Source organism: Enterobacter sp. V89_11 (assembly GCF_029967775.1).
Taxonomy (GTDB): Bacteria; Pseudomonadota; Gammaproteobacteria; order Enterobacterales; family Enterobacteriaceae; genus Enterobacter; species Enterobacter ludwigii.
The window spans coordinates 94,891-109,756 of the sequence record NZ_JASCAN010000009.1; the positions used below are offsets into that span (position 1 = coordinate 94,891).

Below are 14,866 nucleotides of genomic sequence, written 5' to 3' on the forward strand. Positions count from 1 at the left end.
GGTATGACCAGTATGGGCATCCATTTTTGATCGTAGACAAGGAGAGCAAAATCGCCAGTAAAAAAATGCGCTTTTTTCAGCCGGTGCGATCGTTACCGGTAAACAATCGCCCATCACGAACCAGCTCTCGCGGATAGCTGTTTTTCAGTCGCGAGCCTACCTTTTTCGCCAGCCCTAACGGATAACCCTGATAGGTCACCACCACTTCATCATGCGATGGCGTGTTGTCCGGATATACATCACGGCCCCGGTACCACTCTTCGGCTTCCTGGTGCGTCAGGGCGAACGTATTCTCGCTGCCGGCGAGGGCGATAACAGCCTCATGCTGCCAGCGATAGCCTTTATTGTGCACTTCCGCCAGGCGGATCCCGATGCGGGAAAAACGTACCTTGCCGATAAGCGGCTCAATATTTGCCGGGAAAAGCCAAATCTCTTTATCGCGAATCCAAAGATGGCATGTGTCATCCCAGGCAAGCCCGACCTTAGCGGCGGCGGTAGTGACTTGCTCCGCCTCACGCCTTTTCATGGGGGCGAAGGGGAAATTGCCGACCTTAAACGTCGGGGCTGGCAGTGGCTCAACCGCCTGCGTTTTACGCAACCGTGCGACAAAAAAACCTTCGCAGTCATAAATCTGGGGGAAAACGTGCAGAAATCCTTCAGGCGTGACGGCTTCATTGGCTGAAGCGAACAAGCCGTTTAACGGCAGGAACTCGACGGCATCAGGGTATTGCGCCTTGAGCCACAGACAGACGTCCTCGTTCTCGTCACGGTTTAAGGTGCAGGTCGAATAAACCAATGTGCCACCGGGACGCAGGGCATGGAAGGCGCTGTCGATCAGTTCGCGCTGGGTGGCGGCAATCTCAAGGTTACTCTCCACAGACCAGTTTTTTAACGCATCAGGATCTTTACGCACCACCCCTTCGCCGGAGCAGGGCGCGTCCAGCAGGATGGCATCAAACGCTTCTGGCAGGGCTGCGCCAAATACGCGGCCATCGAAGTGCGTCAGGGCAACGTTATGGATCCCGCAGCGGCTGATGTTAGCGTGCAGAACTTTAACGCGACTGGCTGAAAACTCGTTGGCGAGAATGGCCCCGCGATTCCCCATCCTGGCGGCAATCTGCGTGGTTTTGGAGCCCGGCGCGGCAGCGACATCCATGACGCGTTCTGGCGCATTATCATCCGCAAACAGGGCGGCAACCGGCAGCATCGAGCTGGCTTCCTGGATATAAAACAGACCACTCAGATGTTCTGCGGTACTGCCCAATGGCAACGACGCTTCGTCATCCCGTTCAATCCAAAAACCCTCTGCACACCACGGTACTGGCGTCAGTTGCCAGTTATACGGCGAGACCAGCGCCAGAAAATCGGCGACGCTTATTTTCAGCGTGTTGACGCGAATACTCCGGCGCAACTGCCGCTGACAGGCGGCGATAAAATCGTCTAACGAGAGGTGAGAAGGAAGCGCCTCGCGCATCTGCGCCAGGAATTGTTCAGGAAGAAATACGGAGTTTTGAGCCACGTGCACACCACAGGGAAAAGTTCAGGGGCGCAGTGTAACATAAAGGCTCCGGTGCGTTGACACCGGAGCCCTGAGATTAACGCGGCAGGGCAGTGCCCCATTCACGCCACTCTTTCGGCTCGCTTTCGAGCAGCAGGAAGTGTTTGCCCGGTTGCGCTTTCGGCGCCAGCGGCGTCCCCGGTGGTGTAGCGAAAGCAATACCGCCACGAATGAACTGGTTGAAGGTGCCGGTTTTCACCACCCCGCCCGTCAGACCGAAGTCCAGTGAATAGCCGGAGGCCAGCCAGAACACCGAGTTATTACGCACCAGGTGCTGGTAACGATCGCTGATGCGTAATGCCACCATCACGCGGTCAGAGAGCGTACCGAGCGTCAGGCCCGTCACTGTACCCACCTCAATCCCGCGGAACAGCACCGGTGTGCCGATGTTCAGCGAGCCTGCTTCCGGCACTTCCACCACAATGCTCAGGCCATCCAGATAGCGAGAGTCAGTGATCGTGGCTTCCTGCAGTTCAAAGTCACGGCGGGCATTCCCCTTACCGGGTTCGACGTTGATATAAGGCTGCAGGATAGTGTCGAGGTGCTCAACGCCAGCGGCCGAAATCTGTGGCGTCACCACCGAGAAGCGGGAGCCTGAGCGGGCGAAGGTTTGAACATATTCCGGGTAGAGCACGGCGGTGGCCTGCACCTCGTTACGCGCGGTGATAAGCGTCAGCTTCTGGATCTGCCCGATATCAATACCCAGATAACGGATGGGCATCCCTTCCGCCAGCTTCCCTGCATCAAAAGCATGCAGGGTAATCTGTCCGCCAACGGCACGGGCAGCGGTTTCTGACGGGAAGAGAATACGCTTATCGCCTTTGCGCAGGTTTGCACCCGCACCGCTGAGGTTATCGAAGCTGATCGCTCCCCGCAGCGCACGTGAAAGCGGGGAGGCCTGCACGGTCAGCCCGTTACCGTTAAGCTGCACTTTCGCACCACCTTCGGCCCAGAACACGCTATTCGGGGTCAGCAACTTGCGATACTCCGGTTTGATATGCAGTTCGATATCAAACGCGTCCGCATGAGGGCGTACGGCAATCACTTCCCCGACCTCAAACTTCCGGTACAGCACGACGGAGCCAGCCTGGACATCAGGAAGCGTCTCGGCGCTTAACGTCAGTGTCGTGGTTGGGAGATCGCTCATGCTGTTTTCAATCGCTTTGTCCAGGTTGGCATACAGTGGATAACTGTCGCGCACCGGGCCTTTATTGCCCGGTAAAATGCGGATCCCGCCGTTAACCCATTCGCTGGCGCTGGCACCGAGGAACTCGACGCCGTCGAGGCCAACCTTCACGTCGACGCGGCTGTTCACCACAAATTTACTGTCGCCATGCACAAGGTCGCTGTATTGCGGATCGATAGCCACCGAGAAGCTCACGCCGTTTTCAGAGAGCGTACGCTCCAGCACCTGGCCCACCTGGACGCCATGCAGAATCAGCGGCTGGCCGGCTTCGATACCGTAACTTTCAGGCGCGGTCAGTTTTACCGTTACGACGCCCGGTTTTTGCAGCAGCGCTTTATCTGCCGGCGCAACAACGAAACTGTTGCTGGGTTGACCTTCACCGGGGATCAGTTCAAACGTATTGCCGGTCAGAAGATTGCTCAGGCTGGTATCGTTCAGAGACAGTTTTGGGCTGCGCATCTCGATGCGCGTTTTTTCACGCAGGAGATCAACCACGCTCGGGTCGACGGTCATCTCACCGGTCACGGAACCGCCTGGGTTGAGCGTCATTTTGGTGAGCTGCCCAACCTGCAATCCCTGATACATAAGCGGTGTGGAACCCGCTTTCAGCCCTTTAGCGTCGGGCAGGGCGAGTTTGACGATCACGCCGCGCTGGCTGTGCGCCAGGTCAGCATACAATCCGAAGGTGTCATCTGCCGTGGCCGGGCTGGAGTTTTCCGGAGAGTCGAAGGCAACGGCGCCGTTGACCAGTGCGGCCAGGCTCTCGAGCTTCACTTTGGCACCGCTCAGGCTGAGATCGGCATCCACGCCGGAGACGTTCCAGAAACGGCTGCCTTTTTTCACCAGGTTAGTGAAGCGGCGATCGATTAACACATCAATCGTCACGCCCTGTTTATTCGGGTTGATGGCGTAATCATAAACGCGACCTACCGGAATTTTACGGTAATAAACCAGTGAGCCACTGTTGAGGGAACCCAAATCCGGTGCCTGCAGATGGATCATCAGATCGCCGTTGTTCAGTCGGTATTTTGGTTGGGTATCCAGCGCAACAAAGTGATCCTGCGGTTCACCTTTACCCGGCATCATGCCGATGTAGTTACCGCCAACCAGTGCATCCAGCCCTGAAACACCCGCCAGAGAGGCCTTAGGCGTTACCAGCCAGAACTGCGTTTCGCTGCGCAGCGCATCCTGCATATCGGACTTAATGCTGGCGCGGACCTGAATTTTATTCAGCCCTTTTCCCAGGCTGATGTCCTGAACGGTACCCACCTCAACCCCCTGGAAGCGGACAGGGGTTCGCCCGGCCACAATGCCGTCGGCAGACTGAAAGTCAATGGTGATGGTGCTTCCGCGATCTTCATAACTCGTCCAGATAAGCCAGCCTGCAATCATCAGGGCGATGACAGGCAGCAACCAGAATGGAGAAATGCGGCGTTTTGTTTTAATTCTCGCTTCAGTCGGCGAAGCGGGCGTTTCCTGACTCATGTGCATCCCAAAGTAAGCGGCTATCCAGCCATTCCACAGCAAGAATAGTCAATATCACCGCGGAGCCGAAATAAAAAGCTGCGGGTCCCATTGTAAAAGCCAATAACTGGTCGCGATTGATCAGCGACATCATCAACGAAATCACGAACAGATCCAACATCGACCAGCGGCCAATCCAGGTGACGAATCGCAAAAGCAGAATTCGGGTACGTAAACCTTGCTCACATTTGAAGTGAATACTCAGGAGCAGGGTAAACATCACCACCACTTTGGTAAACGGCACCAGAATACTGGCGATAAACACAATTGCCGCCACCCCCACGTTGCTGTGGGCGAGGGAGATGATCCCGGAGAGGATGGTATCCTCCTGGCGCCCACCATTCACGTAAATGATGGAAATCGGCAGCATATTGGCCGGGATCAAAAAGACCAGCGAGGCAATCAGCGCGGCCCAGCATTTTTGCAGGCTGTTGTTGCGCCGCAGTCTCAGGGGAATATGACACCGCGGGCAACGGCCACGTGGGTCGGGCAAGCCAGTATAGTGACACCCCAGACAGACCCGGAGACGTTCATCCGGTCGCGTGGCCGGGCGCTGAGGGTAAAAGCGCTCCCAGAGCTGTTCGACGTTCAGATGAATGAGTGTGAGGATGCTGAGCAAGACCAGACAAATAAATGCAAAGAGTCCGACCCCGGGCTGCAAGAATGCATAGTCCTGGACTTTTATGGACGCCACGCCGACGCCCACCAGGTAGATATCCAGCATGACCCACTCTTTCAGTTTGTCCAGCATCAGCAACACGGGGCGGAGATTCATCCCCAGAATGTTACCAAACCAAAGATAGGCAATGGCGGCGACCAGCACCAGCGGCGCGCCGACCGTACAGAAAAGCACCATGGCGGCAGTGAGCGGGTCGCCCTGGCGCGTCATCTGCCAGATCCCCTGCAGTACGTTGGCATCAATACGCACACCAAGCAGGTACAGCTTCAGCAGCGGTTCGCCCCAGGCAAACGGCATAAGAAGCAGCATGGTGATGGCCATCGCGGCGAGACGGGTCAGCGACCAGTCGCGTCCGTCGCGAATTTTAGCGTCGCAGCGGGGGCAAAAAGCACTTTCATGCGATTTCATCTTCGGCAACATAAAAAGCGTATCGCACTGCGGGCAACGCTGATAATGTGCACGAGGCAAAGCTTCGCTTACCGTATGGACAGTTATCTTTTTTGTCGGCGTAATTTTGGTTGTTTTTAAGGCCATCAGCTGCGCACAAATAAGTATTGTTGAACGTTATATTAACTCATGAACGGATTCATCTTGAGCATGAGCGCATTTAATGCTTATTTTAATAGGCTATGCGGTAATTTTGTAAGACAACTAAGTGATTGAATAATGAACAAAACAGAATTCTACGCGGATCTTAACCGCGATTTTAAGGCATTGATGGCGGGTGAGACCAGCTTCTTAGCCACTCTGGCAAATACTAGCGCATTGCTGTTTGAACGGCTATCAGACGTTAACTGGGCCGGCTTTTACCTTCTGGAAGGTGAAACGCTGGTGCTTGGCCCGTTCCAGGGGAAAATTGCCTGCGTGCGTATTCCCGTAGGACGTGGCGTTTGTGGTACAGCGGTCGCGACTAATCAGGTACAGCGCGTCGAAGACGTCCATGCGTTTGACGGACACATTGCCTGTGACGCCGCCAGTAATTCTGAAATCGTTCTGCCTCTGGTGGTAAAAAATCAGATTATTGGCGTTCTGGATATCGACAGCACGGTCTTCAGTCGCTTCACAACCGAGGACGAACAAGGGCTGCGCGAGCTGGTTACGAACCTCGAAAACGTTCTCGCCGCAACCGATTATCAAAAATTCTTTGCGAGCGTAGCAGGATAATCAACGGATAACGTAGCATTTACTGATAGCGTCATTATAATGACGCCTGTTCATGCCTGCGCTTGTTGGCAACGTCCGTTGTAATCAGGAAATTTCATGGAAAATCAACCTAAGTTGAATAGCAGTAAAGAAGTTATCGCATTTCTGGCCGAGCGTTTCCCACAGTGCTTCAGTGCTGAAGGTGAAGCTCGTCCCCTGAAAGTCGGTATTTTTCAGGATCTGGTGGCACGCGTTGAGGGGGAAATGAACCTCAGCAAAACTCAGCTTCGTTCCGCCTTACGTCTTTATACTTCGAGCTGGCGTTACCTGTACGGTATCAAAGCGGGCGCGACGCGTGTTGATCTTGACGGCAACCCTTGTGGTGAGCTGGACGAGCAGCACGTTGAGCACGCACGTAAACAGCTGGAAGAAGCCAAAGCACGCGTTCAGGCACAACGTGCAGAACAGCAAGCGAAAAAACGCGAAGCCGCAGCGGCAAACGGCCAGGAAGAAGCGCCTCGTCGTGAGCGTAAACCACGCCCAGCGCCGCGTCGTAACGATAATAACGATCGAAAACCGCGTGCTGACAAACCAGCAGCTAAAGCCCCGCGCGCCCCTCGTGAAGAGCCGCGCCATACGCCGGTTTCTGACATTAACGCCCTGAGCGTGGGTCAGGCACTGAAGGTGAAAGCGGGTAACAACGCAATGGACGCCACCGTACTGGAAATCACCAAAGATGGCGTTCGTGTACAGCTGACTTCTGGTATGTCAATGATTGTACGCGCAGAACACTTGTTGTTCTGAAACGGAGGCCAAGCCTGGCATGAACACTTTTTTTAAGCTCACCGCGTTGGCGGGCCTGTTTGCTATAACAGGCCATGCTTTCGCAGTGGACGATATCACGCGTGTTGATCAAATTCCGGTCCTCAAGGAAGAGACGCAGCACGCGACGGTGAGCGAGCGTGTGACCTCACGCTTCACCCGTTCGCACTATCGTCAGTTCGATCTCGATCAGGCCTTTTCGGCCAAAATCTTTGACCGCTATCTGAACTTGCTGGATTACAGCCATAACGTATTGCTCGCCAGCGATGTCGAGCAGTTCGCTAAGCGTAAATCCGGGGTGGGTGACGAGTTGCGTTCAGGCAAGCTGGATCTGTTCTACGATCTCTATAACCTGTCGCAAAAGCGCCGCTTTGAACGCTATCAGTATGCGCTGAAAGTGCTGGAACGTCCGATGGACTTCACCGGCAACGACACCTTTAATCTGGACCGCAGCAAAGCGCCCTGGCCGAAAGACGAAGCCGAGCTGAATGCGCTGTGGGATGGAAAAGTAAAATACGACGAGCTGAGCCTTAAGCTGACCGGCAAAGATGAAAAAGAGATCCGTGACACGCTGACGCGTCGTTACAAATTCGCTATTCGTCGTCTGGCTCAGACCAATAGTGAAGATGTTTTCTCACTGGCGATGACCGCTTTCGCTCACGAAATCGATCCGCATACCAATTATCTCTCGCCTCGCAATACCGAACAGTTTAATACCGAAATGAGCCTGTCTCTGGAAGGTATCGGTGCGGTGCTGCAGATGGACGATGATTACACCGTGATCAACTCAATGGTCGCCGGTGGCCCGGCGTCGAAAAGCAAAGCGATAAGCGTAGGCGATCGCATTGTTGGTGTGGGTCAAACCGGACAGAACATGGTCGATGTGATCGGCTGGCGTCTGGATGATGTGGTTGCGCTGATCAAAGGTCCGAAAGGCAGCAAAGTTCGCCTTGAAATTCTGCCAGCCGGTAAAGGCACCAAAACCCGTATCGTTACCCTGACGCGTGAGCGTATCCGCCTGGAAGACCGCGCGGTGAAAATGTCGGTGAAGACCGTGGGTAAAGAGAAGGTGGGTGTTCTGGATATCCCGGGCTTCTACGTCGGGCTGACTGATGATGTAAAAGTCCAGCTGCAGAAGCTTGAAAAGCAGAACGTGAGCAGCGTCATCATCGACTTGCGCAGCAACGGTGGTGGGGCGCTGACCGAAGCGGTTTCACTGTCCGGGCTGTTTATCCCGTCTGGTCCGGTGGTTCAGGTGCGCGATAACAACGGTAAAGTACGTGAAGATGCCGACAACGATGGTGTGGTCTACTACAAAGGCCCGCTGGTGGTCTTGGTCGATCGCTTCAGTGCTTCCGCGTCTGAAATCTTTGCCGCCGCTATGCAGGACTATGGCCGTGCGCTGATTGTCGGTGAGCCGACATTTGGTAAAGGTACCGTACAGCAGTATCGTTCTCTGAATCGTATCTACGATCAGATGCTGCGTCCGGAATGGCCTGCACTGGGTTCGGTTCAGTACACCATTCAGAAATTCTATCGTGTGAACGGTGGCAGTACGCAGCGTAAAGGCGTGACGCCGGATATCATGATGCCGACAGGCACGGAAGAGACTGAAACCGGCGAGAAGTTTGAAGATAACGCATTGCCGTGGGATAGCATTAACGCCGCGACCTACGTGAAAGCGGGTGATATGACGCAGTTTGGTCCTGAACTGCTGAAAGCGCACAACGATCGCATCGCCAAAGATCCGGAATTCCAGTACATCTTGAAGGATATTGCTCGTTTCAATGCCCTGAAAGATAAGCGGAATATTGTTTCTCTCAACTACGCTCAGCGTGAGAAAGAGAACAACGAAGATGATGCAACGCGTCTGGCGCGTATCAACGATCGCTTCAAGCGTGAAGGTAAGCCTCTGCTCAAGAAACTGGACGATCTGCCAAAAGATTACCAGGAGCCGGATCCTTACCTCGACGAGACGGTGCATATCGCTCTTGACCTGGCGAATCAGGAAAAGGCGAAGCCCGCCGTGCAACCCGCACCGGCAAAATAATCCCCCAACAGGCACAAGAAATTGTGCCTGTTTCTTTTTGTTCCGCATTCTCCCGTCAGGCAAATTTCCAATTGTGTAAAGTTGTGTCTTTCTGGTGACTTACGCCCGATGGATGCTTGAAAATAGCCGTAATACCCATACGATGTGGGTAATCGCATAGTGCGCTTTGTTAAACTGAGGTTAAAAGAAAATTATGATGCGAATCGCGCTCTTCCTGCTCACCAATCTTGCGGTGATGGTGGTTTTCGGGCTCGTGCTAAGCCTGACAGGAATTCAGTCGAGCAGCGTTCAGGGTCTGTTGATTATGGCGCTGCTGTTTGGTTTTGGTGGCTCATTCGTTTCACTCCTGATGTCGAAATGGATGGCACTGAAATCGGTAGGTGGTGAAGTCATTGAGCAACCGCGTAACGATATGGAACAGTGGCTGATGAATACCGTGGCTCAGCAATCGCAGCAGGCGGGTATCGCCATGCCGCAGGTGGCCATTTACCACGCGCCAGATATTAACGCCTTTGCCACAGGTGCCCGTCGTGATGCGTCGCTGGTTGCCGTCAGCACCGGGTTGTTGCAGAACATGAGCCGTGACGAAGCCGAAGCGGTTATCGCTCACGAAATCAGCCATATCGCGAACGGCGACATGGTCACCATGACCCTGATCCAGGGCGTAGTGAACACCTTTGTTATCTTCATCTCCCGTATTCTGGCGCAGATCGCGGCAGGCTTTATGGGCGGGAACCGCGATGAAGGGGAAGAGAGCAACGGCAACCCGCTGATCTACTTCGCGGTTGCGACGGTACTGGAGCTGGTATTCGGTATTCTGGCCAGCATCATCACCATGTGGTTCTCCCGTCACCGTGAGTTCCATGCGGATGCCGGCTCGGCGAAACTGGTTGGTCGTGAGAAGATGATTGCCGCGCTGCAGCGTCTGAAAACCAGCTATGAACCGCAGGAAGCGACCAGCATTATGGCATTCTGCATTAACGGTAAATCAAAATCGCTGAGCGAGCTGTTTATGAGTCACCCGCCGCTGGATAAACGTATCGAAGCGCTGCGCAGTGGTGAATACCTGAAGTAACGCTAAGAAGAGCAATGAGCCGGGCTGGTGATATCCGCCCGGCTTTTTTTATGCCTGTACTCTGGGCTGGGTAATGCGCAGCCCGCTGATGATGGCGGCGAGGGTGGCAAGGGCGCCTGCGGTGAAAAGTGCAACGTGGTTGCCATTTTGCCCGGCAAGATTAAACATCAGCGCGACCAGGGCCGCGCCGGTGCTTTGTCCCAGCAGACGTGCGGTGCCCAACATACCGCTGGCACCACCGCTGCGATGGCGCGGCGCTGAGGTGATGATGGTGTGGTTGTTAGGCGACTGGAACAGACCGAACCCTGCACCGCACAGGATCATGCGCCAGATGATATCCAGATCGGTGGGTGATGAGGGGAGTAGTGCGAGTGCGAAGAGCCCCGTGGCCATGACGGCAAGCCCCAGCGCGCCAAGCAATCCGGCGTGGACGCGCTCAATCAAATACCCTGCCAGCGGCGCCATTACCATCGTCGCCAGTGGCCACGGCGTTAACAGCAGTCCGGTCTCGACTTCAGTACGTCCCACCACACTTTGCAGGAAGAAGGGCAGAGAGACCAGGGCCAGCATCTGGGCGCAGAACGAGCAAACAGAGGTACAAATCGAGAGAGAAAAAAGAGGAATACGCAGCAGGTCGACAGGCAATAAAGGGACAGGGAGCGAGAGCTGGCGGCGTACAAAGAAGAAGCCAATCACCAGCAACGCAATGAGCTCCGCGGCGGTAAGTAAAAGGGACTGACCTTGTGCAAAGCCGCTCAGGGCAGTAATCAGCAGGCCAAAGGTCAGGGCATTCATCACTGCGCTGATAAGGTCAAAGCGTGGCATCGTGCTTTTGGGACCGTTCGCGGGAAGATAGCGCAGAGCAAAGAAGAGGGCCACAATACCCAGCGGTACGTTAATGGCGAATAACCACTGCCAGGACGCGACAGAGAGTATGGCCGCCGCAAGGGTTGGCCCGGCCGCAGACGAGACGGCGACAATAAACGAGTTTATCCCCATACCGCGTCCCAGATGACGCTGCGGATAGATTAAGCGGATCAACGCCGTGTTGACGCTCATCAGTGCCGCGCCCCCAAAACCCTGTGCTATGCGCGCAAGCGTCAGAGTATGCAGCGAATCAGAAAGGGCACAGAAAAGGGAAGTAAAGGTGAACACCAGCAGGCCGCATTGATACACCCGTCGGTAACCGAACATATCGCCCAGGAAAGAGAACGAGAGCAGTGAAACCACGATCGCTATCTGGTAGGCATTGACTATCCATATAGAACTGGCAGGGGAGGCATGCAGGTCGCTGGCAATGGTTGGCAGGGCAACGTTAGCGATTGCACCGTCAAGGACGGCCATTGAAATACCGATAACAATCGTGGCGATAGCGCCATACCGCTGAGGCAAAGGCAGGCCATCGGACAGGTTTTTTTCCATTAGGGATGAAAAGCTCAGTGTGAAATTATTCTCAGGGTAACTATTTTAGCATCGTTATTTCAGTTTTATGTCGCAGATTTGTAACGAAGTAAACGAGGATCGATTGCAGGTAACATGACGGGAATTTATAATAAAAACCGGTTCTGATTTTTATAAAACACTCTCTATGAGGTGGTAAATGGCAATTGCAGATTTGGATAAACAGCCAGATTCTGTTTCTTCCGTGCTGAAGGTGTTTGGCATCCTACAGGCGCTCGGAGAAGAGCGTGAAATTGGTATTACAGAGTTGTCGCAGCGTGTGATGATGTCGAAAAGCACCGTTTATCGCTTTTTGCAAACCATGAAGTCACTGGGTTACGTCGCACAGGAAGGCGAGTCTGAAAAGTATTCTCTGACGCTGAAACTGTTCGAGCTCGGGGCCCGTGCGCTGCAAAACGTGGATTTGATCCGCAGCGCAGATATCCAGATGCGTGAGATCTCTCGCCTGACCAAAGAGACTATCCACCTGGGGGCACTGGATGAAGACAGCATTGTCTACATCCATAAAATCGACTCCATGTACAACCTGCGCATGTATTCACGCATCGGTCGTCGTAATCCGCTTTACAGTACCGCGATTGGCAAAGTGCTGCTGGCGTGGCGCGATCGCGAAGAAGTGAAGCAGATCCTCGAAGGCGTGGAATATAAGCGCAGCACTGAACGCACTATTACCAGCACTGACGAGTTATTGGCCGTGCTCGACAAAGTACGTGAGCAGGGGTATGGCGAAGATAACGAAGAGCAGGAGGAAGGGCTGCGCTGTATCGGTGTGCCGGTATTTGACCGCTTTGGCGTTGTCATTGCCGGGCTGAGTATCTCTTTCCCGACCCTGCGCTTTTCTGAAGAACGTCTGCATGAGTATGTGGCGATTCTCCATACAGCCGCACGCAAGATTTCTGAACAAATGGGCTATAACGACTACCCGTTCTGATCCTTACGGGCATGAAAAACGCCGCACACAGTGCGGCGTTTTTTATCAGTATCAATCGGGGTGATTAGCCGTTATCAATGACGACGGATGTTTTACGCAGAACCGGGCAGTTGGTTAAACCAATGATCCCGCTGTCTGAATGAATATATTGTGCCGTGCTCATTCCCTGCGCGGTCATGTATTTGCATTGAATCCCTAATCCAGCGGCGTTTTCGGTGCTTCCCACAAGCACGCCATAGCCGGTTAACAGAAGGCCAACCCATACTACGGCCAGTGCAATAATTGTACGAATGATTAAATGCATCATTGCCTCTTTATCTTTGTTGTCATGCAGTAAGCCTAAACGGTTTACTCTATGAAACAAGTGCATGATTCTGAAAACGACCAGATGGCGGTACAGTTAGTCCTTGTTTAAGATAGCCGTGATAACCTGGTTATATCGGGCCTTTAGACGGAGTGTGGAGTGAAAAAAATACGCTGGGTGATTCTGATTATTGTGCTGGTAGCCTGTGTGGTGTTGTGGACGCAGACTATCAATGTGATGTGCGATCAGGATGTACAGTTTTTTAGCGGCGTTTGCGCAATCAATAAGTTTATTCCGTGGTAACACGCATTTTTTCTCAAGGTGATTTCCTTCCTTCGCACCAGTGGTAAGATAGACGTTTTTATTGAGGTGGTGAAATGGGTGAGTTACTGAATTCAGGGCTGCTAAATATGGCATCCCTGATGATCTCGTTGGTTGTTCTGCTGGTGGGGCTTGTCATTTGGTTTTTCGTAAACCGTGCCAGTTCCCGTACAAACGAGCAGATCGAACTGCTGGAAGCGCTGCTTGACCAACAAAAACGTCAGAATGCGCTGTTACGTCGTCTGTGCGAGGCTAACGAACCAGAAGAGAAAGAGTCGGCGAAAGCCGCGGTTGCTGAAGACAACACTGAGCAGGATGACTTTATCCGCCTGGTGGCTGAGCGTTAATTTGTCTTATCCGGGAGGTGGCTGTGGTCTGGAAAAATCCCTGGTATGACCCCTCCCTGAAACATCACACACCGAACGGTTTTCGTAATACTGACCCCGTCGGGCATCAGCCCGGTGACGTTGATCGCTGGCGAAAAGCGCGCAAAGAAGCTGGCTTACCCCGCCCCCCGGCAAACGGATATGAGGACTTTATCCGCCAGTGGTGGCAGCCGGCAACGCTTAAGCAGCCGCAGGAAAATGGGGTATGGTGGCTCGGACACGCAAGCCTGTTGTTGCACATTGATGGTAACACCCTGCTGACCGACCCCGTTTTTTCTCGCCGCGCCTCTCCCTTACCTTTCCTCGGACCACAACGTAAAACGCCTCCCGCTCTGTCTGTCGAACAGCTCCAGCAACTCGATGCAGTGGTTATCTCCCATAATCATTACGATCATCTGGATGACGCGACCATTCGCCGGATCCTTAAACGCTTCCCCGACGTCACTCTGTTTGTTCCCTTAGGTCTGGGAGACTGGTTTCGCCGCCGGGGGGCAAGACGTATTGTTGAGCTCGACTGGTGGCAGAGTTTCACCTGGCAGGGGATAACGCTGTCCGCCGTACCGGCGCAGCACTGGAGTATGCGCACGCTCTGGAACCGCAATCGCTCCCTGTGGTGTGGCTGGGTGTTTGAAGGGCGGCATCATCGTTTCTGGTTTAGCGGTGACACGGGCTATTCACCTGAACTGCTGCGGATACCGGAAAGGCTGGGTAAAATTGACACCGCGGCGTTGCCCGTTGGCGCTTATGCACCACGGTGGTTCATGGCCATACATCATATGGATCCGCAATCTGCCGTTGTGTTGTGGCAACAGTTGGGATGCCCACTGGCGTTTCCCATTCACTGGGGCGTGTTTGAACTGGCTGATGAATCGCTTGATGACCCCGTGCGAGAGTTAACTGCAGTCCTCGATAATTTAGCACCGGTTAATAATTCCTTCAGGATACTGAAAATTGGTGAATATTTATCCTTATAAACGAAGCGCTGGATTGTTGCATATATTCTGTATGTCTAAGGTCTAAAGAATGTTTTATTTTTATCGAAACGTTTTGCTTGCCTTGTTTTGATGCAGAGTCATAAAAATTTCATTATTTTGGTGCATAACATTCTTTATTAGCTGGTGCTTTTTAATACAGTTTAGCGTGAAGGATTAACATTGTATTTCCACTGTAACAATACAGGGGCGTTACAATGATTTAAGCATAAGTTTTCACAAATTGTTCTAACTCAATCAATGTAGGGGTTTTTCTTAGCGGGTTGCTGGACGCACTGGAATGATTGAGCTATGTTAAAAAAGTCTTAGATAACAGCGGTTGTGAAAGCAACGGCGAGTCTGTGTAAGTGAGCAGGGCTGTCCATATGTCATGCGCATAATTGTGCAAAAGCATACCGGCACAGTTCGAATTTGTGCGGCGGATCGAGACATGT

13 protein-coding genes are annotated in these 14,866 nt (G+C 53.4%); 8 read left to right on the forward strand and 5 right to left on the reverse strand.

The window, feature by feature from the left end; genetic code table 11:
- Nucleotides 1-76 precede the first annotated feature (76 nt).
- From rsmF to yebS, 3 genes are all read right to left on the reverse strand, one after another.
- On the reverse strand, nucleotides 77-1,519 hold the full coding sequence (rsmF, locus tag QLG09_RS09400) for a 16S rRNA (cytosine(1407)-C(5))-methyltransferase RsmF (RefSeq protein ID WP_282488848.1): 1,443 nt from the start codon (nucleotides 1,517-1,519) through the stop codon (nucleotides 77-79).
- Between the two features lie 76 nt (nucleotides 1,520-1,595).
- The gene (locus QLG09_RS09405; RefSeq protein ID WP_020883414.1) at nucleotides 1,596-4,229 is read right to left on the reverse strand and encodes a PqiB family protein; all 2,634 of its coding nucleotides are present in this window, start codon (nucleotides 4,227-4,229) and stop codon (nucleotides 1,596-1,598) included.
- Complete coding sequence (gene yebS, locus QLG09_RS09410) at nucleotides 4,198-5,481, reverse strand: membrane integrity lipid transport subunit YebS (protein ID WP_282488849.1); 1,284 nt, start codon at nucleotides 5,479-5,481, stop codon at nucleotides 4,198-4,200. Before yebS ends, QLG09_RS09405 begins: the two co-directional genes overlap by 32 nt.
- 132 nt (nucleotides 5,482-5,613) lie before the next feature.
- Between yebS and QLG09_RS09415 the strand changes: the two genes are divergently transcribed.
- The 4 genes from QLG09_RS09415 to htpX all read left to right on the forward strand — a co-directional run bounded on the left by QLG09_RS09415 (nucleotide 5,614) and on the right by htpX (nucleotide 10,037).
- The gene (locus QLG09_RS09415) at nucleotides 5,614-6,111 is read left to right on the forward strand and encodes a GAF domain-containing protein (RefSeq protein WP_151712411.1); all 498 of its coding nucleotides are present in this window, start codon (nucleotides 5,614-5,616) and stop codon (nucleotides 6,109-6,111) included.
- A 96-nt stretch (nucleotides 6,112-6,207) separates the two neighbouring features.
- Nucleotides 6,208-6,894 (forward strand): RNA chaperone ProQ, encoded by a 687-nt coding sequence (gene proQ, locus QLG09_RS09420; RefSeq protein WP_014170612.1) that lies wholly within the window; start codon nucleotides 6,208-6,210, stop codon nucleotides 6,892-6,894.
- A gap of 19 nt (nucleotides 6,895-6,913) precedes the next feature.
- Nucleotides 6,914-8,962, forward strand: a complete 2,049-nt coding sequence (prc, locus tag QLG09_RS09425; protein WP_044858513.1) for a carboxy terminal-processing peptidase — start codon at nucleotides 6,914-6,916, stop codon at nucleotides 8,960-8,962.
- Nucleotides 8,963-9,155: 193 nt separating this feature from the next.
- Nucleotides 9,156-10,037: a protease HtpX gene (gene htpX / locus QLG09_RS09430; protein WP_014170610.1), complete on the forward strand. Its 882-nt coding sequence runs from the start codon at nucleotides 9,156-9,158 to the stop codon at nucleotides 10,035-10,037.
- A 48-nt stretch (nucleotides 10,038-10,085) separates the two neighbouring features.
- Here the strand turns inward: htpX and QLG09_RS09435 are convergent, their stop codons facing one another.
- Complete coding sequence (locus QLG09_RS09435) at nucleotides 10,086-11,459, reverse strand: MFS transporter (protein WP_068794731.1); 1,374 nt, start codon at nucleotides 11,457-11,459, stop codon at nucleotides 10,086-10,088.
- 178 nt (nucleotides 11,460-11,637) lie between these two features.
- Here QLG09_RS09435 and kdgR point away from each other — a divergent pair, with 178 nt between their 5' ends.
- Nucleotides 11,638-12,429: a DNA-binding transcriptional regulator KdgR gene (kdgR, locus tag QLG09_RS09440; RefSeq protein WP_014170608.1), complete on the forward strand. Its 792-nt coding sequence runs from the start codon at nucleotides 11,638-11,640 to the stop codon at nucleotides 12,427-12,429.
- Between the two features lie 64 nt (nucleotides 12,430-12,493).
- On the opposite strand, the gene QLG09_RS09445 is transcribed toward kdgR, so the two are convergent.
- Nucleotides 12,494-12,733 carry a YobH family protein gene (locus QLG09_RS09445; RefSeq protein WP_020883418.1) on the reverse strand — a complete coding sequence of 80 codons (240 nt, stop codon included), beginning with the start codon at nucleotides 12,731-12,733 and terminating at the stop codon, nucleotides 12,494-12,496.
- A 159-nt stretch (nucleotides 12,734-12,892) separates the two neighbouring features.
- On the opposite strand from QLG09_RS09445, the gene mgrB reads away from it, so the two are divergent.
- From mgrB to QLG09_RS09460, 3 genes are all read left to right on the forward strand, one after another.
- Nucleotides 12,893-13,036 carry a PhoP/PhoQ regulator MgrB gene (mgrB, locus tag QLG09_RS09450; RefSeq protein ID WP_014170606.1) on the forward strand — a complete coding sequence of 48 codons (144 nt, stop codon included), beginning with the start codon at nucleotides 12,893-12,895 and terminating at the stop codon, nucleotides 13,034-13,036.
- A 74-nt stretch (nucleotides 13,037-13,110) separates the two neighbouring features.
- A complete protein-coding gene (locus QLG09_RS09455; RefSeq protein WP_257805628.1) occupies nucleotides 13,111-13,401 on the forward strand; it encodes a YebO family protein in 291 nt (96 codons plus the stop codon).
- Between the two features lie 23 nt (nucleotides 13,402-13,424).
- Nucleotides 13,425-14,414, forward strand: coding sequence for an MBL fold metallo-hydrolase (locus tag QLG09_RS09460; protein ID WP_282488850.1), 990 nt, complete (start codon nucleotides 13,425-13,427; stop codon nucleotides 14,412-14,414).
- The last annotated feature ends 452 nt before the right edge of the window (nucleotides 14,415-14,866 follow it).